Raw genomic sequence first — 24,300 nt, 5'->3', positions numbered from 1 at the left:
GAAGCCGTTTCACGAAAGGAAACGGCTTCTTTGTTTATTAGATTTCCAGGATTTAGAACCCGTATCTCAAACCGATCTGGAACTGGTATGGGTTACCAGAAGGGTTAACGATACCGGCATTATTCACGCGGTAGTTGAAGCTCCTGGTCGTGGCATCATAGTTAGGAACCGCCGGGATTGCAGGTGATGTCGGCGTTGCGGCTACGGCAGCTTTTCCGTTCAAAGCATACAAGGCCTGGTTTCCTAAAGATTCATTCACACCCCATTTCTTCTTCAGCAGGTTGGCAAAGTTGAAGATATCACCCGAGATCTCAAGGGTATGGGTTTTATGAAACTTGAATTTCTTGCTGATACGTACATCCACAATACCAAAGAAGTCATTGATACCACCATTACGTTCCGCAATTTGTCCTGAGTATTTGTTGATATAGTCTTTCAAACTCTGACTTGCATCAGGATTATCTAAGATGGTCTGTAGTCCAGTACGTACGTTTTGAGGTACATTCGGGTTGTTCCTGTCGAAGATAAAAGCTAAATCATTGGTTGCAACGAAATCTCCGTTGTTGTTCGTGCCGGATAACAAGCTGTAGCGTGTACCACCGATGCCCGAATAACGAACACCAACAGTTACGCCATAAAATGTCGGCAAAGTACCATAGATCACGATTTTATTTCTGAAATGGTTATCAGAATAGGTCATGTTGCTCAAATTTCTAGGGTCATCCTTTACCGGCAAGGATAGGGTTGCAGAGTTGGCTACGTTACCGTTGTAAGAGGTATTATCTTTAGTGTCATTCCAGGTATAACTTGCCGTTATCTCTCCGTCTTTGAAATACTGCCATGTGGCATCAAGAACTACTGCAAACTGGTTTACTTTACCTTTACTATTAAGTTCCAATACGCGCCCGAAGGTATTGCTGATCCTACCTCTTTTCCAGTCTGGAGCGCCATTATCAGGCATCACAGGTACAAACACCCCACGATCTGCCTCATTAGGTAAGGTAAAATAAGGGTTCGCAGCCATATTGCGGTCTACATACATGTAGTTGTTCCGGCCAAAAGAGGCATAACCGGTTACACCAACCTTTAGCCTGTCGGTTAATAGCTTGCTGTAAGATAAGTTGGCCTTATATACAACTGGAATCTTTGCATCTTCCGCATACGTGTTAATGGTTGGTACCTGCTGGGCAGCCAGTGTAGGGGCATCTACAGTTCCATTTCTGTATCCAATAAAGTTCGGAGTAGGTACGTCTGAGCCGAAAACATCTACAGTCGCCAGGTGTTTACCGTCGAACGTCAGGTTATTGATGGTGACATAATTGTTCACATCTGATCCGAAGATACCGGCACCAAAACGTACAAAGTCCGTCCGGTTCTCATTGATGTCCCAGTTAAACTGGATTCTTGGTTGAATCAAAAACTGCTTCAATTCGTTGTCTGTTCTTACGCCAACCTCATCCAGTAAGGTCTGATTAAGTGGAGATGTTGGGTACTTGCTGTAATCGATACGTAAACCGCCGACAAAATCCAGCCCTTTAGCCAGTTTCGTCTGCATTTGTCCGTATAGTGCGGTATTCCAGATGCTGGCCTTAACGGTTGGATCATCTACTAAAGGCACCTCGCGGTAAAACCGGTTTGGTACCAGGTTGTTGAAGTTCTCCAGTGAAGTGGCGGTGGTGGAGTTGGTATATTCAAAACGTCCGTTTACCTCGCTACCATAAAGAGACTTGGCATTTGTGTACATCAGGTCAATACCGAAGGTGTAGTTGATCTTATCGGTGTTGTAGTAGAAGTTATCAACCAACTGCAGGACATTGTTGGTGAAACCTTCCTGTCCAAAACGGTGCCCACCGATCTGAATGGCGGTGTTTGCCAATGAGCCATCCGACAAGGTCGATTGTACGTTGCCAACAACAGCCCTTGGTATTGCAAAACCAAGCTGATCGTTTTGGGTACTCGCCTGATAAGTGTATAAGTGCTGTACTTTCAACTCATTCGTCACCTTACTGCTCACTGTAGAACGTAATGTTGCCAGTAAACTGTTGTCGACGTTTTTATCATTACCATAACTCTCGAAGAAGTTGATGGCTGTATTGTCACCCAGACCAAGAGGATTTCTGTCGTTCGTATAGTTGTCACGTATCGTTAATAGATTACGATCATTGATCTGCCAGTCTAAACGGGCAAATGCTGCATCACTCCCACGCTTCTTATCAAAGGTCCCATACTGTGGCGCATCGGAAACGCCATATTTTGCTCTGGCGATAGCAAGGAAGTCGCTAAGGGTATTATTTGTGATACGGAAACGTGCTTCGTCTGCAGGTCCATTTACGTCTGCAATGATCAAGGGACGGGCATCTTTCTGGTGATCCAAACCGACGAAGTAGTGTAACTTATTTTTAATGATCGGTCCGCCTAAAGTGAAGCCGTACTGGTATGTGGAGAAGTCATTATCACGTTTGATCCCTCTGATGTCATACGGACTCGCTAACCAGTCTGCACGGCCGTAACCAAAAGCGCTTCCGCTGGTTGTATTGGTTCCGGATTTGGTTACTGCCGTCACTGTTCCACCACCTGCTCTGCCCATGGTCACGTCGTATTGGTTCGTTACGACTTTGAACTCACGTACCGCCTCGATTGAGATGGAGTATGGTGCACCACTTCTGCTGGTTGTACTACCTGCTGAAGTCGGATTCTTGGCACTCATACCGTCAATCGTGTAGTTCGTAGAGGAACCCAATTGCCCAGCGATACCACCACCGCGACTTAATGGAGAAAGATCCATCAGGTTCGAGAAGTTACGTCCGTTTACCGGTAACTGGTTCATGGTTTTCGCAGAGATCTCAGTTGAAGCACCAAAGTTTTGAACCTTGTTCTGTAAGCCGGAGCCTAAGATCTGGACGGTTTCGAGGTTCTGTGAAGCTTCCTCCAGCATAACGTTTGCACGTACCACATCCCCAAAGTTCAACATATAGCCCGTCTTGGTTTGTTCACCATAGCCCATATAGATCACCCTAACGGCATAAGGCCCGCCTAAGGGTAATTCGCGAAAGGTGTATTCACCTTTGGCATCAGTGGATGTTCTGGTGGTAAAGCCGGTTGAGCTGTTCGTTACCTGGACTGAAGCGCCCGGAATCGCTCGCTTATCCGGCCCGGTAACAACACCAAGAATAGAGGCTTGTGTGGTTTGTGCAAGCAACGGATTCTTGACGCAAAAACACAAGAGTAACATTGAAAAGAGTAATTTTCTGACCATAATAGTTTTGAATAGTTTTATGGCACGAAGATGTAGTTGTCATGTTAACAGCACTTTCCCTTCCTATTAAAAAATGGTTGCATAAAGGCGTTTTTCTTGGATCAAATGTTAAATCGGGACCAATTTACCGTCGCAGAGTAAGACAAAGAGAAGTTTAATTGCGCGTATGATACTCGTGCCATACCGCTAGTTGTATTTACCCATGAATCAGGCAAAATACTTAGTCGAATAGTGGGATATTCAGAGGCAAACATAACCGATATGAATCAGAGATACGATCTCAACTTCGCAAGCAAAAGAAGAAGCTAACGAAGGCAGAACAGCATTAAACTTCTAAAACATAAAAAACTATTTGTTTCTTCTGACGTTTGTCCTTATATTAATGGACATATGGCAATTCAGAGTATGGAAAGTAAATTCGATGTTTCGAATATTCTTCAACAAGACGATGGCTCATCAGTAGTATGGAAATTTTTATACGGCGAAAGTTGGGCTGAATACGTTCAGCATGGGGATGATATTGATGGTCTAATCGGTTATATCCGGGGTGGTTTGCCTAAAGCTGGTGTTGATGCGTTTGTTGAGAAAACAAATATCAGTCGGGAACAGCTCTCCCATGTACTTCACCTTAGCGTAAGGCAGCTGAACAGGTATAGTCCTGAGGATCGATTAGCGCCCGAACAATCAAATTTTCTATACGAGTTAGCACGTATCTATACCCGTACAGTAGATGTTCTTGGTGATCAGCGTACCGCGGAACATTGGTTATCACGGGAACAACTAGCGCTTGGTAATCAGATACCCCTTGATTTACTGGATACAACAGAGGGGCTGCGTTTAGTAGACGACTTACTCACTAGAATTGAACATGGTCTTTATTCATGAAGTTATATAGAATTGCGCGAGCGGAATTCGCCGGTGACCTTAGCGGAAGAGGCGGTTTGCTATCGCCGGCACGGTGGCACAACTTTATGCCTGTCCTCTACACCTCTGTACAATCATCAACTTGCATCCTTGAAAAACTTGTCCATCTTGAACCAGATGAAATCCATCATGATTTAGAGATGGTCGAAATACTTGTTCCAGATGCCGCTTCGTTTTTAAGCGTAGCTGTAGAAGATTTACCAGTAAACTGGAGCAATTATCCTGCTCCACGGGTACTTGAAAAGATCGGCAATACATGGCTTTCATCGATGCGTTCACTGCTACTCTATGTGCCTAGTGTTTGTGATCCTTTTTCAAAAAACGTACTTGTTAATCCAGCTCATGAGGAAGCTGCTGCGCTGAAAATACTTTCAATATCACCATTTCGATTTGACAAGCGACTCTATAACATCAAAGCAAAAAAGCCATAAAACAAAAAGGTCCATTCTGCTTGCAGAACGGACCTTTTTGTTTTATGGCTTTTATAAATTTGGATTGGTATTAAGCTCATTTACCGGTATCGAGAACAGGTAATATGGGCTATTCGAAACCAGGTTGCTGTTATCCGGGAACCTCAACACGTAATGCCCTTTAATGCCCACATCTGTCGTGCCAACGCGGAACGTTTCTGTGGACTCTCTTCTTACCGGTGCCTGCTGCAAGCGAAGCAGATCCAGCAATCTAAAGCCTTCGCCCCAAAGCTCACGTCTGCGCTCCGTGATGATCTCCTCAACAAGCTGCGATTGCGTGAAGTCTCCAGCTGCAAGCTGCGGCAAGTTCCGCTTTATTCGAACTTCATTCAATGCGGCTACAGCCCCTGGCAGGTCGTTCAATCTTGCTTTGCTCTCTGCTTCAATCAAAGCCATTTCCGATGATCGCATCAGCACGATATGCCCTGCACGATCTGCTTTATTAACAAACTTCTTGTACATGATCCAACGATAGCGTGGGTCAGTAGCGTTCGTCACGGTTTCGAACAAGGTTTTTCGGATATCTCCCTCCGCGAACAAGGCTTTAAAATACGGATCAGGCATAATGCTGCGGTAACCTGTTGATGGGGTAACGTCGATGTATGCAAAGTACGATGCACCGCCCAGGTTCTGATCGGCCTGCTGCGGATGTCCCCAGATCCATTCCGGGTTACTCACATCATTGAAGCCCTGTGTGTACTGTGTTGCTTCCATGATCGCGTAACCGGTACGTGCTTCATTCGCTTTCATGGCTGCCTGGGCCCAGTTCTCCTGTGTCAGGTAAGTGCGGGCAAGCAGTCCACGAACCACATTCAGGTCCAGACGATTTTTAACTTTCCTGCTGAATCCTGCAAGCAGGGTCTCCGCCTGACTAAGATCTCCCAGTACCTGCGTGTACACTTCTTCAACGCTTGCACGTGATTTTGGCACAGTAGTCGGACTGGTTGGCTCGGTATAGACCGGGACAGCCTTGGCTGCTTTATCTTTCGCATAAGTGAATTGGTATTGTCTTACCAGGTTCAGGTACACGAAGGCTCTTAAGGCCAGTGCCTGACCTTTCAGGAACCTGCGTTCGTCATCCGTTCCGCTTGCCGCATCAATGTTCGCCAGAATGTTATTGCAGTTATCGATCACCTTGTACTGGAAGCTCCAAAAGAAAAGTGCTCTTCGCGTGGTGTTATCATAAGGATCACGGTAGGGGTAAGAATCCCGGAAACCATAAACGCCATCACGGGCAATCGCATCATCGCCCATCACTTCCTGGGTTAGGGTAATGGCAGATAATCCAGGGTTATCCTGTGAAGTGCTGCTTTCCATTAAGTAGCGCAGCGTACCATTCATCAGTGCATCGATGTTCTTAGTGGATGCATAGGTCTCCGTTCCGGTAAGGTCACCTGCCGGAGAAGTCTCAAAAAATTCATCCTTACAGGCCGGCAATAAGAATATCGCCGCCAGTAGGATAAGTTTCAATGTAAAGTATTTTGTTTTCATGAGTTGTTGCGATTAAAATGAGAGGTCTAAACCGAAGGTGTAGGTTTTCTGCGATGGGTAGCGGTAGAAGGTTACCCCATCAACGGCTTGTTCCGGGTCCATACCTTTGTGTTTGTAGTAGGTAAGCAGGTTCTCGCCACGTGCGTACAACCTCAACCTACCCATGCCAAGCTGATTGGCCCACTTCTCCGGCAAGCTGTAACTTAAGCTCAGGTTTTTCAGACGTACATAACTTGCATCATAAAGGAACCTGGTGGAAATGCTGTTCCAGTTTGTTGAAGTCGTGGTCAGGCGTGGCACATTGGTGTTGGTGTTTTCTGGTGTCCAGCGGTCCAGGATCTGGCTGCTCCATGTTCTTCCGGTATTCTCACCAGTATGCATGATCATCACCTCGTCCAAGTCAAGCACTTTACCGCCAATGTTGTAGGCTACCAAAGCATATAACTCAAATTGCTTATAGCGGATGGAAGAGTTTACACCACCATAGAAATCCGGTAAGGCACTGCCCGAGTAGTACTGTGTAGCATCAGCATAAACGCTCGTCGTGGTGCGGCCATTTGCATCATCTTTATACCATAGCGGCTTGCCGTTTGCCGGATCCACACCTGCCCATTCACGGATATAGAAGTCATATACGGAGCTACCTACGGTAAGTTTCTTGGTTGATCCCAGCTGGCCCACATTTCCGCTGATAATTTCTTTTTGTGGCAGCTTGGTGATCCGGTTATTGTAATGCCCAAAGTTAAATCCAACGGTCCAGTGTACATTCTGATTGGTCACCGGTACAAAGCTGAATTGCCCTTCGTAGCCATTGTTTCTTAAGGAACCAATGTTGTCATCAATTGCCGTGAAACCCAATGATGGCGCCAGTGGACGGCTAAACAGGAGGTCTTTAGACTGACGCTGGAAGACTTCAAAGGAACCGCTGATCCTGTTGTTCAGGATGGCAAAGTCAATACCTGCATTGAAGTTTAAGTTTGTTTCCCACTTCAATCCGGGTGTCGGCAGGCGGGAAGTAACCAAACCCGCCTGGCCAAGGCTGTTGTAAATAGAATATAGATCCTGATAAGCATAATAGCTGCCCAGGTTGTCATTACCCTGCGCACCATAGCTGGTTCGTACGGTTAAGCTGTTCAACCAGCTGGTGTTAGCAAGAAAAGATTCTGCTTTTGCATTCCAGGAAGCACCAAGAGACCAGAAGTTACCCCAGCGCGATTCCGGACTGAAGCGTGAAGAGCCGTCTCTTCTAAAGCTTGCAGAAAAGAAATAGCGTTGGTTGTAGTTATAGTCTAACTTACCCAGGAAACTGGAAAGTTTATATTCATCAGAACTGCCGTTGAAGCTGTTGATCAGCGATGCTGCGTTAGGCTCTGTTTTGCCGTCAAAGCCGAAATTACTGCGGCTACCCGACAGGTTGGAGATGTTTAAAACATAGATCTCCTGTCCTCCAAGTACATTGAAGTGGTGTGCAGCACCTAAGTCGAAGGTATAATCCAGTAAATTGTTGATGGTGTAACCTACGGTACGAACACTTCCTTTGGTTACTGACCCACCGTTAGCAATACCTGAACCAAAAAGTGGATTGGTATAAGAGAGATTGCTTCGGTTGTTGTAGTCGGTATTTACACTGCTCTTTAGCTTCAGACCATCGATGATGTTGAACTGCAGGTTTCCGCGAAGCAGAAGTGCGTCCTGTTTGTTGTTGTATTTGTTCAGGTCCACGATGCCCAGCAGGTTGTTTCCGGTTGCCGCAGCACTCGGGCGGTAGTTACCGAAATCATAGATCTGGTTTCCTGAGGCATCCAGCTTGTAACTGCCGTCGGGATTGCGCTCATAAACCGGGTAAATGTTCGATACTAACCTGCCGAAATTGGCGAAGTTACCCTGATCACTGTCGCTTTGTGGTGGCGAGTCCTGGTTGGTTGATGTCGCGGCCACATTGATGCCTGCTTCAAACCACTTGTTCACCTTAGTATTGTAGTTCACACGGGTATTGAAACGTCTGAAACCGGAACCTACGATGAAACCTTTGTCAGACAGGTAACCACCCGACACAAAGTAACGCGAGTCGGTACTACCACCACTTACGCCAAGATTGACTTCCTGACGAATGCCGGTGCGGCTTAAGGATTCCGACCAGTCATCCTGCCACAATGGTACTGCACCAGGAACCAGTCGCCCGTCCAGGCCTACCGGACTAGGGTAGTTTGTGCCATAAGGGTTGATCTTCAAATTGCTCACCAGCTCTGTACTCGCATATTGCGCCGCCTCAGCGGCCGTTTTACCCTGATCCAGCTGATTGTTGCGCAGTGCTTCCCATTGTAGTTCGAAATACTGGTTGGTATTCAGGAATTCGTAATCTTTTACGGCACGGGTAGAAAAACCGGTGTTTGTGCTCAGCGTTACTTCTGGCTTACTGTTGTAACGTCCAGCTTTGGTGGTGATGATGATCACCCCATTGGCACCGCGGGAGCCGTATAAGGCACTTGCAGCAGCGTCTTTAAGGACGGAGATCGAGGCAATATCGGTGCTGTTGATGGAGTTGATGTTCCCTGAAAAAGGCACACCATCTACAACATAAAGCGGATCGCTGGAAGCATTGATGGATCCAATACCGCGGATGCGGATGGAAGCATCACTTCCCGGTTGTCCGGCAGAAGCAACGGATTGTACACCGGGTACAATACCCTGGAGCGTACGGCTTACGTTTGCTACCGGACGTTTTTCCAGTTCAGCTGCATTTACCACGGAAGCGGAACCCGTGTACGTAGATTTGTTGGCGGTACCATAAGCGACCACTACAATCTCGTTCAGGTTGTTTTCTGCGGTCTTCAGCTGGACATTTAAAGTGCCGGAACCTGGTGTAAGTTCACGCGTTTCGTAACCTACATAAGTAAATACGAGGGTACTGGAACCTTCGGGTATGCTGATGTTGAATTTGCCATCAGGACCGGTTTGCGTGCTGGTTTTCAGTCCTTTGATGTTGATGCTTACCCCCGGCAGCGGCTGACTGCTGCCTGCTTCCGTAACCTGGCCGCTCACCTTCCGTGTCTGCGCCTGTACGAGCAGGGAAAAGCTGCTGAAGAGTATAAATAAGTAGAGAATTTTCGATTTCATGAGTATATATGGTGTAATTATTTTCCTTGGCTAATCTGATCCAGCGTCTGTGCAAGTGCGTTGATGCGGCTGGCGGCGGTTTGCACTTGTTCTGTGGCTTCCGACCAGTTATTTTGCTCGACCGCCTCACGCACACCAGGTAAGGTTTTTACGCCATAACCGGTATAAAATCCTGGTGCATAAATGCTGTGTTTGTACCAGGCTCTTTTTGGTAAACCTTCCGCGATCAGCAAGCTTCTTTCTGCCTGATACAAGGCCTGATTGATACGTGTAGCAGTTTTCTTGTCCGTTGCAGGCTTGCTGTTCAATTGGCTGTTCAGGCTTTCAGCGGATTTTTGAAGGGTTTTTACGGCTTCCTCCAGCTGGCTGAAGTCAATGTTCGGCACTTCAGGTTTAGCAGCTGGCGCGATCCATTTTTCTTTAGGGTTAGCGGCCAATTGATAGCTTTTCGAGTTAAGCAGGGCATTTTCTGCCGCATATTTTTCTTTAAGCTGCCCGGTTAAGGCTTTCACTTCTTCCACATATTTTCCTACGGTCTGACTTAAGTTGGAGAAGTCGAAAGGTAGTACCGGGGCATTTGCCAAGCGCAGCACCGCACGACCTGCCGTTTGCGCCAGGGCAACACCGTAAACGAATGTGCCATCCTTGAACCGTACATAGTCATCGTACGAATCATAGATGGAGTGATAATCGCCACCTTCATCTTCACCGCCAAAGCCAAGGTTCAACGTCGGAATTGCCAGATGCTGCAGGAATGCGGAGTAGTCCGATCCGGTACCCAGGGCACCCAAGGTCAGCGTATCTTTCTTCAGTATTGTGGTTTGTGCTTTCGCTGATGATGCTGACACAGCATCCTTTGCACGTTTACGTTCAAACACGGAGGTTCCCGTTTGTGGGTCTTTAACATCTTTAGCGATTTCGCTCATGAAGAGCTCCAGTGCGTGAGAACCGCCTGCTTGCAGGAACCCGCGACTATTGCCATCAGAGTTGATGTAAGCCACCGCTTTTTTCTTCAACTCTTCGGCATGATCTTCTACCCATTCGGTAGAACCGAGTAACGAAGGTTCTTCACCATCCCAGGCGCAATAAACCAGCGTACGCTTAGGTCTGAAGCCAGCTTTTGCCAGCTGCCCAATGGCTTTGGCCTCTTCCAGCTGCGCTGCAAGTCCGCTGATTGGATCATCCGCACCATTCACCCAGGCATCGTGGTGGTTACCTCTGATCACCCATTGGTCCGGATATTCACTGCCTTTCATAGTTGCGATCACATTATATGCCGGAACGATATCCCAGTTGGACTCAACTTTCAAATGTACTTTGGCGCTGCCTGTACCAATGCGGTAAGTGATGGGCAATGCACCGCGCCACTCAGCAGGTGCTACAGGACCTTCAAGTGCCGACAGTAATGGCAATGCATCGCCGTAGCTGATTGGCAGCACCGGAATTTTCAGGATGGTTGTCGCGTCGCTGCGCTCCAGCCTTTTTGCTTTCGCCGTCGAGGCTGTACCCGGTGTAAGTGGATCACCCGGGTAGATCACCATGTCCATTACAGAACCACGTTGAACGGTCTGGTCGTTTTTAAAAGGACCTTTAGGATAGACATCGCCCTGGTAATAGCCGTCATCCTTTGGATCGGAGTATATGATACAACCAATGGCACCATGTTCATAGGCTACTTTGGGTTTGATCCCCCGCCATGACCGGCCATATTTGGCGATCACGATCTTGCCTTTCACATCAATGCCAAGTTTGGCCAACTGCTCATAATCGTCTGGAAGACCATAATTCACGAATACCAGCTCGCCGGTTACATCGCCATCGGCGCCCCAGGCGTTATAGGTCGGAAGTTGCCCTTCCTGCCCCGAGGTCGCATCCTCAGGAAAGGCAGGTTCTTTCAGCTGTGCAGTAAACCTGGTAGGTGCTATTAATTCCAGCTGTCTTGTTTTAGGGGTGGGGAAGAGTACATGATAGGTCTCCAGTTTGGCATCCCAGCCATAACTTTTAAACTTCTGCAATACCTGCTCTGCTACACGTTTGCCTTCTGCTGAACCTAAATGATGCGGTTTTGCTGAAAGTGCCTTCATGGTCTGGCCGATGTTTGCAGCATCCAGATGCTTGTCAAACTGCTGTTCCAATTGCTGTTGTTTACTGATCGATTGCGAATCAAAACCCTTAAGCGGCGCGTTCTGGGCAAAGGTAAAATGCCCGCTGACAAGGCATAGCAGTAGCCCTGTCTTCATTTTTCTGTTCATAAAGACTGTGTATATAAAGTTTAGAAAGGTTGTTGCGTTAATGCAAGTTGTCTCGGCTACGATTTCTTGGCGAGGCCATCGATGACCTTCACCATGTCGGCAAATTCTTTTTCATCATATAAGCGGGTGAGGTATACGATTTTTCCGGTTGGATCTATGACAACATTTCGGGTAACACCACTTTTTTTGTGGGCAAAGCGACCGAAAATATCTGCGCCAGGATCCAAAGCAATCGGATAGGTGATTTTCATATCCTTATGAAATTGCTTAACCTTTTCCAGTGGCTCATCACGGTCTACACCGATCAGGACAACATTTTTATCCTTATAGGTCTGCCACAGCTCTTCCAAATGAGGCATTTCCTTGCGGCATACACTGCACCAGCTGGCGGTAAATTGCAGCACAACGGTTTTACCGCGCAAGGCCTTTAAAGACGTTTTCTTCCCATCCTGCAAAACCAGTTCGAAATCATCAGGTGCCTGATCTCCAACTTTCACCAGGTATCCACGATCCTCATCAGCGGCGGCAGGCTTAGCGTTGCTGACTGCTGCAGCCGGGCCTTGTGCTTTAGACATCGATGGGGTAGCCAATACTGCAAACAAGCTGAGATTGATGGCCACAAGTGAGTTCAATACTAGTTTCATGGGGTTTAGGTTTAAATGCTACATTTTTATCTTACCGACGCGGCAAATATAAGCGGTAAAAAGATAAATACTATAGAAATAGTAGACTTTGTTCAAAAGTGTGAAATTATCCTGATAAAAACTCCTAAAAATCCTCTTATGACGCCGTACGCGATGGTCTCTAGGCAAAGATGCAAGCTTTTGATGATGGTTCAATACCCGGTTCAGCAGTAGTTAAAGCTATTTACACGGTTAGAAATTTAATATTGTGATGTGATAAAAAAGATTATTTTTGAAGTACAATCAACCAACCATGAAGATAAAAAACCTTTCCGCGATCGCCATTTTAGGGCTGCTGGTACATGTGAGCCCCGCCCAGGCTCAATTATTAAAGAAATTCCAGAAATCACTTGAAAACAAAGCCAGCCAGAAGGTTGATGATGTGCTGAATGGCAAAAAAAGTGCTGCAAGTCCTGCAGCAGAAGCGAAGGTTGAAAAGGATGTACCGCCAGCTGTAGAAGAAGTCTATGCTTTTACGCCAGGTTCAACCATCATTTTTGAGTCTGATTTCAAGCGTGATGCGAAAGGTTTAATGCCAAAGAAGTGGAAGAGCAGCAGTGCCGGAGCCATTGTTTCTATCCCGGATATGCCGGGCAACTGGCTGGCGCTAAGTCCCAGGACCACCTACAAGATCGATAGCCTGCTTAAACTGCCGGGCAATTTCACCATTGAATTCGATCTGGTAACGAGAAGCGATCAGGCGAGAGATATCGGGAGGATGTCTTTTGGTTTTGCAAGGGATAATTCCATCAAAAACTATCTTATTGACGCTTATAACGACAACGCCATAACCGATACAGAGCTGCATTTTCATAACGGCGACATCAACAATGCCAGCAGTGATACCAAGGTTCATAATACCTTGACTTACCCGTTTGCAAACTATGCCAATGGCTTGCTGCACGTTGCTATGGCGGTAGAAGGGGAAAACATGCGGGTGTATGTAAACAAGTCAAAAGTGTTGGATACGAAAATGTTGCGTACGGATCTTCCTAAATACTTCTATCTAAGTGCACCCTTTGATTATGATAACCAATCGAAAGTTTACTTCGGGAACTTTGTGATCTCGAAATAGCGTTCTCGCAGACAATTCCCTATATTGTATAGATAAACCAAATATAAATGTCTCAGCGATGGATGAGGAATCTCATGACCGGATATTGATGGAGCGTGTTGCCGCAGGTGACCGTAAGGCATTTACCGTGCTCTATACGCTTCATCTGGACAACCTCTTCCGGTATGTGTACTTATTCACGAAGTCTGAAGAAGAAAGCGAGGAACTGGTACAAAAAGTTTTTGTAAATATTTGGGAACATCGTGACACGTTGATCAAAGTAAAATCCTTCCGGGCCTATATTTTTAGATGTGCTAAAAACCGGCTGATCGACCGGGCTAGAAGTGAAAAGGCAAAGGCCAAGATGGTTGCCGTTTTACAGCCCCATAGCGAAGAAAGTGATGAGCGTTCAGACAGTAATCTCATTTGCAATCAATACAGCCACATCATTGACTCGGCAATACAGCTGCTCCCTGAAAAGCGGAAAGAAATTGTAAAACTCCGGACACAGGATGACCTGAGCTTAGATGAGATTGCCGAGAAACTGTCTATTTCAAAATTCGTGGTGAAGAAGCAACTGTATGCTGGTTTACGTTTTATCAGGGCTTACCTGGAGAAGTTCGGCGAACTTACGCCTACGATTCTAGCTGCGATCAATCTTTCGCTGATTGAAGGCATACTCTCTGCCGACCACTATAAAAGTTTTTTCAGTTAATTTTTCTTTTGAGGGGTTCTCCTGGAGTTATTGTGCGTCTTCTAGTTAATGGAGGACAAGAAACGACTTGAGGATTTTTTTGAGCGATATGCTACCGGTCATGGTACGGAGCAGGAGCATGAAGCCTTTCTGGATTGGCTGGCTACACTTTCAGCCGCCGATCAGGCCAAGGTTTCCCGGCAGTACTACAAGGTTTTTAAAACGCAGAAAACCGCTGAAGTAACCAAACATCCAACCCTGCAGGATCGCATAGAACGCAGCTTAGACCAACTGGAAGCTCAGGGTAGCCAAAGTGTATCTGCTCCTTTTAAAATCAGCAGTCTTCAGATCTGGAGCGTTGCAGCCACAATACTGCTTCTGGCCTCAATTGCGATCTATTTTCTATCCAGCCCAAATCAGACCAGCATGGAAGCCCTGGAAAGGGTTGCTTTGAATGTACATAAAGAAAAGGCAACGGTAAGCGGCCATACCCTCATTCGGCTATCCGATGGTGACGAGATTGATCTGGATGAGCTTCCGATCCATAAAATGGTGGTCAGGTCGAACTTACAGATCATTAAAACGGCGAAAGATGAAGTTGTTTTTAGGTCCTTAATTACGGCTACCAGGCAGGATGCGGACTTACAAGATCATGTGCTGATAACCCCTAAAGGCAGGCAGTACAAGATTACCTTACCTGACGGTAGTAAAGTCTGGCTGAATTCTGCCTCTGCATTTAAATTTCCTTCAAGCTTTACTGCTGCTGAAAGAAATGTTGCGCTTAGCGGGGAAGGATATTTCGAGATCGCTAAGGATAGGACCAAACCTTTTATTGTTGAAACCACGAAGCAGCGGGTTGAAGTGCTGGGTACACATTTCAATGTCAGCGCCTATGCAGATGAGCACATGACGAGCACTACCTTGCTCGAAGGCAGTGTCCGGGTGCTGCCAAGGGGTTCCAGAAAAGCGGTGTTATTGAAACCTGGCCAACTGGCCGCCATCAGCAGGGGTGTTCAGGTACGTCCTGCTGACACGAATGCGGCGGTAGCCTGGAAAAATGGCTATTTCAGTTTTTCTGGCGAAAAGATACAATCCATCATGCGGAAACTGTCCAGGTGGTATAATGTAGATGTTCAGTATGTCGGCCAGCCTACCCAGGAAGATTTTGTCGGCACCATTTCCCAGAAAGAGGAGTTATCAGAGATACTGCGGATGCTTGAATTAACGGGCGCCCTGCATTTTAAAGTGGATAGCTTATCTAGCCAAGGTAAAGAAAGGAGGATTATCGTTATGCCGTAAACCTGCCCAACCTCATCCCATACCAAGTATAACCAACACTAACCAAATATTTAATGTATGAAAATGTTTACTCAACAGGGAGTTGCTGCCCGCGTATTTCGCGGCTGCGCCATGCTGCTCCGGATGAATTACGCCCTCATCTTTCTGATGATCACCTTTCTGCAGCTCAGTTTTGCAGCAGAGACACAGAAAATCACCATTCAAAAGCAAAACGCTTCTTTCGAATATGTACTTGCCGAGATCAATCGACAGACGGGGTACGAATTTCTGTATACCAGGGATATGATGAAAGAGGCTAACGCTGTAGATGTAAATCTTAAGAACCAGCCGCTTAATGATGCGCTGAAAAAGGTTTTCCAGCATCAGCCCTTAACGTATTCGATCAAGGCCAAGACCATCGTAATCAGGAGAAAAGCCAGCCCGGCAGCTTCCGAGCGCAAACCGCCGGTCACGATCCGCGGAAAGGTCACTGATCAGGGTAGTAAGCCCATTCCGGGGGTGAGTGTTAGTCTGCAAGGCACCACCGTGGTGACCACAACGGATGCCGACGGAAACTATCAAATCACTATCCCTGACGGCAATGGTACGCTGGAATTCCGGTATATTGGATTTTCAACGAAAGTCGTGGAGGTTGGTGGGCGCACAACGGTTGATGTTCAATTAGGAGCGGAAACTACAGATCTGAGTGAGGTTGTGGTGGTGGGTTATGGTACGCAGAAGAAAGTAAATCTAACGGGTTCAATCTCTACGATCTCCAGTGAGGAGATCAATATGCGGCCAGTGGGGCAGACTTCCGCGGCCCTGCAGGGTATTGCACCCGGTGTAACGGTGACCCAAAGTTCAGGACGTCCTGGAGGCGATGCCGCCACCATCAGGATCCGTGGTGTTGGAACGTTGAATGATGCAAACCCTCTGGTACTCATCGACGGTATTGAAGGTTCTATGAACAACATCGATCCCAACCTGATCGAGTCGGTATCGGTGCTTAAGGATGCGGCCTCTTCCTCCATATATGGTTCCAGAGCTGCAAACGGTGTTATTCTGGTAACGACTAAAAGGGGCAGTGCCAAGGTCGGCATCAGCTACAACAACTACCTGGGCTGGCAGGAGCCTACCAATATGCCCAAGGTGGTAAATGCCCTGGACCACATGCTGCTGATGAATGAGGCCTACACGAATGTTGGGCGCACCCAGCTTTACTCCGATGAGCTTATTTCTCAATACCAGGCACAAGGGGGCAGAAGCTCTGATGAGTTTCCGAATACCGACTGGCAAAAAGAGGTACTTACAGGTTCAGGTTTCCAGCAGAGTCATTTTGTAACGGTAAATGGCGGTTCTGAAAAAGTAAGGGTATTGGCCTCTGCTGGGTACTTTGATCAAAAAGGTATCATTGAAAGTTCTGGCTTCAAACGCTTTACCATCAGGAACAATACGGATATTTTCTTTTCTGATAAGCTTAGGGCAAGACTCGACCTGCAGTATGTTAAAGCTGTTACGACAGAGCCCGCGATCGGAACGGGAAATACGTTCAATTACATGAATGGAATTCCAGCAAACCAGCTTGGCCGGAATTCCAATGGCACCTGGGGTGTAGGCTGGAACGGCTTAAATCCAATTGCGGCAAGTCGTGAAGGTGGAACAAACCGTACCACAGGACCTTTCGGAAGCATCAATGCCACATTAATTTACAAGCCTTTAGACTGGCTTAGTGCGGAGGTTACTGTTGCGCCAAAATACGCGGAGAGCATCCGAAAGAACTTCAATAAATCCATTCAAACCTACCTGCCGGATGGAACACCAAGTTACCGGATCCCTGCTTTAACTTCTTTAACAGAAGCAAGCAACAGAACCATGTACAACAACCTCCGGGCCTCTGTAACGATGGACAAGACCTTCGATGTACACAATTTCAAATTGTTATTGGGTGCATCGGAAGAAGACTACCATGACGACTTTGTGAGTGCATACCGCGATACTTACATCTTGCCAGACTATCCGGTGATTGATGCAGGATCGGCACTCAATCAGCGTACTTCCGGTACATCAGAAGAATGGGCGCTGAGGTCTTATTTTGGGAGACTTAATTACGATTACAAGTCGAAATACCTGCTGGAAGTTAACGGACGTTACGATGGCTCGTCAAGGTTCAAGAAAGGCCGGCAATATGCCTTTTTCCCATCGGCATCGGCCGGATGGCGCATCTCTGAGGAGGCATTTATGCAGCCTGCCAAGAAAATCATCAATGAACTGAAGCTAAGGGCTTCCTGGGGACGATTAGGAAACCAGAACATCGGGACATACCCTGCTTCATCTTTAATTTCCTTAGGTTCTTCGGCCCTGGGTGGACAGGTAGTCAACATCGCGGCGCTTAACGCATTAGCCAATAGTGACATTTCCTGGGAGACTACAGAGATGTCAAACATCGGTGTGGATATGGTGCTTTTCAATAACCTGACACTAACGGCTGATTACTATGTTAGAAAAACGAAAGACATCCTGCTGGGTCTGGATATTCCGTTGATCATCGGTCTTGGGGCACCGGTTCAAAATGCGGGTGTTGTCAACAATAAAGGTTGGGAATTAGGGCTTGGCTACCGAGGTAGCATCAATGAATTCAAATACAATATAAACTTTAACCTTTCGGATGTCAAAAACGAAGTGATCGACTTACGAGGCGTAAATCAAACTGGCTTAACGGTAAGTCGGGAAGGCCATCCATTAAATTCCATTTTCGGCTATCAGGTTGAAGGATTTTTTAAAGATGCTGCAGATGTGGAATCTCATGCCAGACAGTTTGGAGCAGTTGCACCCGGAGATTTAAAATATAAGGATCAAAACAATGATGGCATCATCAATGAAAGTGACAAAATCGTGCTGGATACCACCATTCCACGCTACATTTTTGGTGCGAACTTGAATGGTTCTTACAAAGGTTTTGATCTGAGTGTTCAAATTCAAGGCGTTGGGAAAGGCAATGGTTATCTGTATGGACCTGGTATTATGCCTTTTAGTGTGGGGAACCTCGGCGGTACCATCCTCGAACCCAATAAAGATCGCTGGACACCAGATAATCCAAATGCAAAGTTTCCAAGGCTGGCTTTCGGAGAATCGAACAACGAGCAGGCATCCAGTTTCTGGATGAAAGACGCCTCCTACCTGAGGGTTAAGAATGTTCAACTGGGTTATACCTTCCCGGGTACCCTGATGAACAAAATCGCGGTGAAAAATCTGAGGGTATTCGCGAACGGTTCGAACCTGTTCACCTTTGACAACTTCTGGGAAGGATTTGATGTGGAATCGCCGGTAGGCACCGTAAATGTTTACCCACAGGTGAAGGTTTTTACCTTCGGTCTAAGTGCAAACTTTTAATATGAAGATCATGAAAAAATATATAAAAGGCTGTTTTATAGTTGCTTTTATGGCAATGGGCCTGTCGGCTTGTAAAAAAGATTATCTGGATAAAGTTCCACTCTCCGGTCCTTCGGATCAGACCTTTTTTGCAAACCAGGATGAACTGTTATTGGCAGTAAATGGGATTTATAGTGCTCTTGCATTTCACCCGACGGATGATATGCCCTTTCTGATGACCATAGATGCTGCAACAGATATCGGCTGGGACCGGAATACCAGCGGACTGCAATCCCTGGGGAAAGGAAATCAGGACAGTAATAACGACTATGCCCGTGCCTACTGGACCAATTTCTATAAGCTTATTGGCCGGTGTAATTTTATATTAGATAATGCGGAAAAGGCCAGAAGTACGACCAGTCCAGAGATCTATGCCCGCTCTATTGCAGAAGCGCGTTTTGCCCGTGCTTTCGCTTACCACAATCTCATTGAGCTTTTTGGTGGCGTTCCTTTAGTAACCAAGACTCTGGGTTTAAACGACGGTCAACTACCCAGAAACTCCAAAGAAGAGGTTTTAGCTTTCATCTTGTCGGAGTTGGATGCTGCTGCAGCCGACTTGCCAGCGAGTTATGGTGCGAGTGATTTTGGCCGCGCCACTAAAGGTGCAGCATTGGCCATTAAAGCGCGCGCTGCATTATATGCTGGCAATTGGGATGTCGCAGCAGCAGCAGCACAGGAGGTCATTAACAGCAATGTCTACAGTTTGCACAACAATTTCGCAGAACTATTTTCGTACAATGGCCGGAATTCCAAAGAGATCATTCTTTCACTGCAATACCTTAGAACAGCGAATAAAACGCATGCCGTTACCCGCAACCTGCTTTCGCGGAATGGTCAGGGAACATCTAACAAAGTGCCTTCACAGTCGCTCGTTGATGCTTACGAATGTATCGATGGTAGACCGATCAATGAGTCTCCGCTATACAATCCGGCAAGACCTTATGAAAACCGGGATCCAAGATTGAGCTATACGGTAGCCCTGCCTGGTTCAAACTTCTTCAATTTTCAGTTTGAAACCCATAAGGACAGTCTGAAATGCTTTAACTACAACAGCACACCGCCCTCAAGGATCGATAATCAGGACGCCACCAACGCTTTTGCAACCTTTACCGGTTACTGCTGGCGGAAATATGTGGACCTGGTTGACCGGGCTGACGTCGCACGATCTGAGCTCAACATCATCCTGATCCGTTACGCCGAAGTTCAACTGATCTATGCGGAAGCCAAGATTGAGAAAGGTGAGCTGGACCAGTCTGTTTACGATGCGATCAACAGCATCCGCCAGCGTCCAGGGGTGAATATGCCACCAATACCAACCGGATTGTCGCAGGCAGAGCTCCGTTCAATAGTTCGCAAAGAAAGAATGTATGAGCTCGCCATGGAAGGTAACCGGTTGTTTGATATCCGTCGCTGGAAAATTGCAGAACAGGTTATGAATGGACCATTCTATGGTCGTGTTCCACGAGGACTGCTGGCTTCGGCTCCGGTAATTGATGCCAATGGTATCGCGCATTACGACAATGTTCCGAACAGGGCTGAACTCCGCGTGGTGGAAACCAGGCAGTTCAACCCAAGCAGAGATTATCTGTGGCCAATTCCAAACATCGAAATCGTAACTGATCCAAACATCGTACAAAATCCCGGGTACTAAATGGTATCCGGCAAAAGTCCATTGTTAAAATTATATGAAAGCTATGCGTACAAGTAAAATATTCTTCCGCTTAATCCTGCTGTGCCTCGTTGCCTTTGGTGGGACCGTAAAGGCAGATCCAGTTTACAATAAAGTCATCGAAACAGACATCTGTATCTATGGCGGCACCTCTGCCGGTGTCATCGCCGCCTATACGGCAAAAAAGATGGGTAAAAAGGTCCTGCTCATTGAACCGGGCAGGCACCTTGGCGGGATGTCTTCAGGCGGCCTGGGTTATACCGATATCGGTAACAAGTATGTCGTAACCGGCCTGGCGAGGGATTTCTACCGCCGTATCGGGCAGCACTATGGGAAGTTTGAGCAGTGGATCTTTGAGCCCAAAGTTGCCGAAGGGATCTTTAATGATTACGCAAAAGCTGCTGGCTTAGAAATATTGTTCAAACACCGCCTTACGGATGTTAAAAAAGAAGGGAATGTAATTCAGGAGATCCGGATAGAAGATGCTTCCAAGCCCTCCGCACAGACCGACCAGATCATTCGGGCGAAGGTATATCTGGATTGTTCCTATGAAGGCGATTTGATGGCACGGTCCAAAGTTTCCTACGTGGTGGGTAGAGAAGCTAATCAGGAATATAACGAAACCATCAATGGAGTACAGCTTCTTAATGGTCATCAGTTTCCAGATGGCATTGATCCCTATGTTGTACCGGGCGATAAAAACAGCGGTTTGTTGTGGGGCATCCGGGATGCGGAACTGGCACCGATAGGAAGCGGAGATAAAAAGGTGCAAGCCTACAATTTCCGTATTGCACTCAGCAAGGTGCCGGAGAATCGTATTGAGATTGAAAAACCAGAAAACTACGATCCCAAAAAATATGAGCTGCTCATCCGGCTTAAGGAAAAGCGGCCCTGGAATTCGCTTAACGACGTAATTATTTTGAGCCACATGCCTAATGGAAAGACCGATATCAACAACCGGAATGGGTTTTCAACGGACATGATCGGCGAAAACTGGGATTATCCGGAAGCAGACTATGCCACCCGGCAACAGATATGGAAGCGACATGAGGACTATACCAAAGGCTTCCTGTATTTTCTGGGTAATGATCCGAGAATACCTGCTAAGATCAGGGCGGAGATGAAATCCTGGGGTTATCCAAAGGATGAGTATACAGATAATGGAAACTGGACACCCCAGTTGTATATCCGGGAGGCACGCCGGATGGTGGGTGAGTTGGTGATGACGCAGCATCACTGTGAAGGGAAGGAAGTGGTGAAGGATGGTGTCGGTATGGCGGCATATACGATGGATTCGCATAACTGTGATCGTCTGGTGGTGAATGGCATGGTGAAAAATGAAGGTAACGTTGAGGTGGGTGGCTTCGGGCCATATCCAATCTCTTACCGCTCCATTGTTCCAAAACAAAGCGAAGCCAGCAATCTGATCGTGCCGGTATGTCTTTCTGCAACCCATATCGCCTATGGCTCGATCCGGATGGAGCCCGTGTTTATGGTGTTAAGCCAGTCTTCAGCAGTGGCGGCGGCCTTGGCGATAGATGAAAAGATCCCTGTCCAGCAAGTTAACGTAAACAAGATCAAACAGCTGCTGGAAAGTAATCCGTTGGTTGACGGAAGTACGCCAGAGATCCTTGTGGACAATGATCATACCGCCTCCGTACAGGTCACCGGTGAATGGAAAACCGAAAAAAAGGGAGGATACGGTCCGAGCTATTTAAAGGCTGATGGTGATTCGAAGCATTTAAAGACGGTAAAGTACATTCCGACAGTGGTAAAAACCGGGAAGTATGATGTGTATGTCTATTTTCCAAAGCTGGCTAATTCCAGTGCACGCACTTCCATTGAGGTGTTGGCAAATGGCAAAAAGCTGGAAAAGGTTGTGGACCATGCAGAGATTAAAGTCGAAGGACAAACCTCGGGAGAATGGGTTTCGCTGGGTTCACATACTTTCAGTAAAGGCAAGAAAGGGTATGTTCAGATCTCCAACAAGAATGCAGATGGGGAGACCAGTGCAGATGCTGTGCTGCTGGTTCCATCGAAATCATAAAATAGGATCAAATTATATATGAGATACAATCGAGGTAAGAAGGTACTTTTAACTATAGTAGTTTGTTGTACAATGACCTTTTCCCCTGTCGTACATGGGCAGGATAAAAATCAGGCTAAGCAGTATGACCTGATCATCGTTGGCGGAACACCAGGCGGCATCATGGCTGCAATTTCAGCAGCTAAGCTTGGCAAGACTGCTTTGATCCTGGAAAGAACCGCCCATATTGGTGGGCTGCCTGCCAATGGGCTGGGCGCTACGGACCTAGCGACAAGAGGTGCTACAACGGGGCTTTTCACCGATTTCGTTGCCCGCGTGAAGGCACACTATGTCAAGAAATATGGTGCCAAGTCAGAACAGGTGAAAGCTAGTCAGGAGGGCTATCACTTTGAAGCTTCCGTAGCGGAGCAGGTTTTCGAGGATATGCTTGCTGCACATCGGCAGCATATCGAAGTACGAAAGCTGATGCAGTTTGATGCTGCGCCAACCAATATCAGTCTTTCCGGGCGTCGCATTTCGATGATCAAGGTACTTAACCGGGAAACAAAAGCGCTGGAAAGCTTTAGCGGCAAGGTATTCCTGGATGCTACCTATGAGGGGGATCTGGGTGCCGCCGCAGGAATTCCATTCGTGGTAGGTCGGGAAGGAAAAGATGAATACAATGAACCTGGTGCCGGCCAGGTGTACAAATACTGGCGCGGACCGGAGAGTGCAGAGAGTAGCTTTCAGCGCGACAATGCGGTGCAGTCGTATAATTACCGGCTATGCCTGACCAATGATAAAGCGAACAGCCTGCGTGTAGAAAAACCGGAGAAGTACAATCGAGAGGAGTATGTCTCGCTGGTGGAGGACGTGCTTACTGGCCGACATACCGGTGCCAGTATGATGGAAGTGACGGATGCCATGTTGGAGCAAAACCGGGCACATGTGTTGAAAGGCGGCAAAACGCAGATTCCTGGGGATGTCTGGGGTATTGCCAAGATCACCAATATGGTTTCACTGCCGAACAAAAAGACGGATGCCAATAATCAGCATATGGCTTTTATCTCCACTGACCTGCCGGAAGAGAACTGGCCCTGGCCAACCTCTGGCTGGGATTGGCGGGATAAGTTCGCGCAGCGCCTGAAGGAATATACCCTGGGCTTGATCTACTTCGCACAGAATGACCCTGCGCTGCCGGAACATTTCCGCAATGCAGCATTGGAATGGGGACTTGCGAAAGATGAATATCAGGATAACGCGAACTTCCCACGACAGGTTTATGTTCGGGAAGGTCGCAGGTTTCAGGGAGTGTATTTCTTTACGGCAAAAGATGCACTGCCCATGCAGGAAGGTGCAAGGCCTCCAATACATCCATCCAGCATTACGGCAAGCCACTATGCCCTGGACTCCCATGCGGTAAGAAAACGTGAGCAGGGAAAAATACATCTTGATGGCTTTTTGAGTTATCCTTCCGCTGTTTATACGGTGCCATTGGGTGTGATCATGCCCAAGGAAGTTGATAATCTGTTGCTGCCGGTGCCCGTTTCAGGAAGTCACATTGGCTTTTCTACTTTGCGAATGGAGCCCTGCTGGATGGCCATGGGACAAGCGGCAGGTGTGACAGCTGCTTTGGCCTTAGAAGCTTCGACTGTGAAAGTCCAGGAAGTTGACCACAGTAAGCTACAGGATGTTTTGATTGGGCAAAATGCGACATTGATCTATTACAAGGACGTAAACCCCTCTGATCCGGATTTTAAAATGGTGCAGTATATGGGGCTGAGAGGGTATTTACCAGGCTGGGAGGCTTCTTTAAATACTGCAGCCTCTGCTGCAGATCTTGAGTTATGGGCTAAACTTTCCAACAACAATGCCTTGAAAGTTGGAAAGAAAAGCACACGGGGAACCTTATTAAAAGAAATTTATTTGTCGCTGCAATCCAAAACTAAATCGTGAA

General features: G+C 47.0%; 14 protein-coding genes. 9 read left to right on the top strand and 5 right to left on the bottom strand.

The window, feature by feature from the left end:
- Positions 1-52: 52 nt before the first annotated feature.
- Entirely contained in the window at positions 53-3,256 is a 3,204-nt protein-coding gene (locus tag ACTHQF_RS03145; RefSeq protein WP_440428395.1) for a carboxypeptidase regulatory-like domain-containing protein, read from the bottom strand.
- A gap of 390 nt (positions 3,257-3,646) precedes the next feature.
- Between ACTHQF_RS03145 and parS the strand changes: the two genes are divergently transcribed.
- The gene (gene parS / locus ACTHQF_RS03140; protein ID WP_440428394.1) at positions 3,647-4,141 is read left to right on the top strand and encodes a type II RES/Xre toxin-antitoxin system antitoxin; all 495 of its coding nucleotides are present in this window, start codon (positions 3,647-3,649) and stop codon (positions 4,139-4,141) included.
- Entirely contained in the window at positions 4,138-4,611 is a 474-nt protein-coding gene (locus tag ACTHQF_RS03135) for an RES family NAD+ phosphorylase (RefSeq protein ID WP_440428393.1), read from the top strand. The genes parS and ACTHQF_RS03135 overlap by 4 nt, the downstream gene beginning before the upstream one ends.
- A 51-nt stretch (positions 4,612-4,662) precedes the next feature.
- On the opposite strand, the gene ACTHQF_RS03130 is transcribed toward ACTHQF_RS03135, so the two are convergent.
- Genes ACTHQF_RS03130 through ACTHQF_RS03115 form a run of 4 tightly spaced genes read right to left on the bottom strand, consistent with a single transcriptional unit; the run spans position 4,663 to position 12,154 of the window.
- Positions 4,663-6,141 carry a RagB/SusD family nutrient uptake outer membrane protein gene (locus ACTHQF_RS03130; protein ID WP_440428392.1) on the bottom strand — a complete coding sequence of 493 codons (1,479 nt, stop codon included), beginning with the start codon at positions 6,139-6,141 and terminating at the stop codon, positions 4,663-4,665.
- Between the two features lie 12 nt (positions 6,142-6,153).
- The gene (locus tag ACTHQF_RS03125; RefSeq protein ID WP_440428391.1) at positions 6,154-9,258 is read right to left on the bottom strand and encodes a SusC/RagA family TonB-linked outer membrane protein; all 3,105 of its coding nucleotides are present in this window, start codon (positions 9,256-9,258) and stop codon (positions 6,154-6,156) included.
- Positions 9,259-9,275: 17 nt separating this feature from the next.
- Positions 9,276-11,510 carry a transferrin receptor-like dimerization domain-containing protein gene (locus ACTHQF_RS03120; RefSeq protein WP_440428390.1) on the bottom strand — a complete coding sequence of 745 codons (2,235 nt, stop codon included), beginning with the start codon at positions 11,508-11,510 and terminating at the stop codon, positions 9,276-9,278.
- A 56-nt stretch (positions 11,511-11,566) separates the two neighbouring features.
- Positions 11,567-12,154, bottom strand: coding sequence for a TlpA family protein disulfide reductase (locus tag ACTHQF_RS03115; RefSeq protein ID WP_440428389.1), 588 nt, complete (start codon positions 12,152-12,154; stop codon positions 11,567-11,569).
- Positions 12,155-12,446: 292 nt separating this feature from the next.
- Between ACTHQF_RS03115 and ACTHQF_RS03110 the strand changes: the two genes are divergently transcribed.
- The 7 genes from ACTHQF_RS03110 (at position 12,447) to ACTHQF_RS03080 (ending at position 24,299) form a co-directional block, all read left to right on the top strand.
- Positions 12,447-13,268, top strand: a complete 822-nt coding sequence (locus tag ACTHQF_RS03110) for a hypothetical protein (RefSeq protein WP_440428388.1) — start codon at positions 12,447-12,449, stop codon at positions 13,266-13,268.
- Positions 13,269-13,326: 58 nt separating this feature from the next.
- Positions 13,327-13,962, top strand: coding sequence for an RNA polymerase sigma factor (locus ACTHQF_RS03105; protein WP_440428387.1), 636 nt, complete (start codon positions 13,327-13,329; stop codon positions 13,960-13,962).
- 48 nt (positions 13,963-14,010) lie between these two features.
- Positions 14,011-15,240 (top strand): FecR family protein, encoded by a 1,230-nt coding sequence (locus ACTHQF_RS03100; RefSeq protein WP_440428386.1) that lies wholly within the window; start codon positions 14,011-14,013, stop codon positions 15,238-15,240.
- A 63-nt stretch (positions 15,241-15,303) separates the two neighbouring features.
- A complete protein-coding gene (locus ACTHQF_RS03095; protein WP_440428385.1) occupies positions 15,304-18,609 on the top strand; it encodes a TonB-dependent receptor in 3,306 nt (1,101 codons plus the stop codon).
- A 10-nt stretch (positions 18,610-18,619) separates the two neighbouring features.
- A complete protein-coding gene (locus tag ACTHQF_RS03090) occupies positions 18,620-20,299 on the top strand; it encodes a RagB/SusD family nutrient uptake outer membrane protein (RefSeq protein ID WP_440428384.1) in 1,680 nt (559 codons plus the stop codon).
- A gap of 43 nt (positions 20,300-20,342) precedes the next feature.
- A complete protein-coding gene (locus ACTHQF_RS03085) occupies positions 20,343-22,364 on the top strand; it encodes an FAD-dependent oxidoreductase (RefSeq protein WP_440428383.1) in 2,022 nt (673 codons plus the stop codon).
- A gap of 72 nt (positions 22,365-22,436) precedes the next feature.
- The gene (locus tag ACTHQF_RS03080) at positions 22,437-24,299 is read left to right on the top strand and encodes an FAD-dependent oxidoreductase (protein WP_440428382.1); all 1,863 of its coding nucleotides are present in this window, start codon (positions 22,437-22,439) and stop codon (positions 24,297-24,299) included.
- The last annotated feature ends 1 nt before the right edge of the window (position 24,300 follow it).

Source organism: Pedobacter sp. SAFR-022, assembly GCF_051965375.1.
Taxonomy (GTDB): domain Bacteria; phylum Bacteroidota; class Bacteroidia; order Sphingobacteriales; family Sphingobacteriaceae; genus Pedobacter.
The sequence above is the reverse complement of the archived record's forward strand: the minus strand, read 5'-3'. Positions and strand labels throughout refer to the sequence as shown.

Excerpts from the sequence above, each read along its gene's own strand:
- ACTHQF_RS03145 (WP_440428395.1), bottom strand. The coding sequence starts at position 3,256 with ATGGTCAGAAAATTACTCTTTTCAATGTTACTCTTGTGTTTTTGCGTC.
- parS (WP_440428394.1), top strand. The coding sequence starts at position 3,647 with ATGGCAATTCAGAGTATGGAAAGTAAATTCGATGTTTCGAATATTCTT.
- ACTHQF_RS03095 (WP_440428385.1), top strand. The coding sequence starts at position 15,304 with ATGTTTACTCAACAGGGAGTTGCTGCCCGCGTATTTCGCGGCTGCGCC.
- ACTHQF_RS03120 (WP_440428390.1), bottom strand. The coding sequence starts at position 11,510 with ATGAACAGAAAAATGAAGACAGGGCTACTGCTATGCCTTGTCAGCGGG.
- ACTHQF_RS03080 (WP_440428382.1), top strand. The coding sequence starts at position 22,437 with ATGACCTTTTCCCCTGTCGTACATGGGCAGGATAAAAATCAGGCTAAG.
- ACTHQF_RS03100 (WP_440428386.1), top strand. The coding sequence starts at position 14,011 with ATGGAGGACAAGAAACGACTTGAGGATTTTTTTGAGCGATATGCTACC.
- ACTHQF_RS03115 (WP_440428389.1), bottom strand. The coding sequence starts at position 12,154 with ATGAAACTAGTATTGAACTCACTTGTGGCCATCAATCTCAGCTTGTTT.
- ACTHQF_RS03090 (WP_440428384.1), top strand. The coding sequence starts at position 18,620 with ATGAAAAAATATATAAAAGGCTGTTTTATAGTTGCTTTTATGGCAATG.
- ACTHQF_RS03110 (WP_440428388.1), top strand. The coding sequence starts at position 12,447 with ATGAAGATAAAAAACCTTTCCGCGATCGCCATTTTAGGGCTGCTGGTA.
- ACTHQF_RS03085 (WP_440428383.1), top strand. The coding sequence starts at position 20,343 with ATGCGTACAAGTAAAATATTCTTCCGCTTAATCCTGCTGTGCCTCGTT.
- ACTHQF_RS03130 (WP_440428392.1), bottom strand. The coding sequence starts at position 6,141 with ATGAAAACAAAATACTTTACATTGAAACTTATCCTACTGGCGGCGATA.
- ACTHQF_RS03105 (WP_440428387.1), top strand. The coding sequence starts at position 13,327 with ATGGATGAGGAATCTCATGACCGGATATTGATGGAGCGTGTTGCCGCA.
- ACTHQF_RS03125 (WP_440428391.1), bottom strand. The coding sequence starts at position 9,258 with ATGAAATCGAAAATTCTCTACTTATTTATACTCTTCAGCAGCTTTTCC.
- ACTHQF_RS03135 (WP_440428393.1), top strand. The coding sequence starts at position 4,138 with ATGAAGTTATATAGAATTGCGCGAGCGGAATTCGCCGGTGACCTTAGC.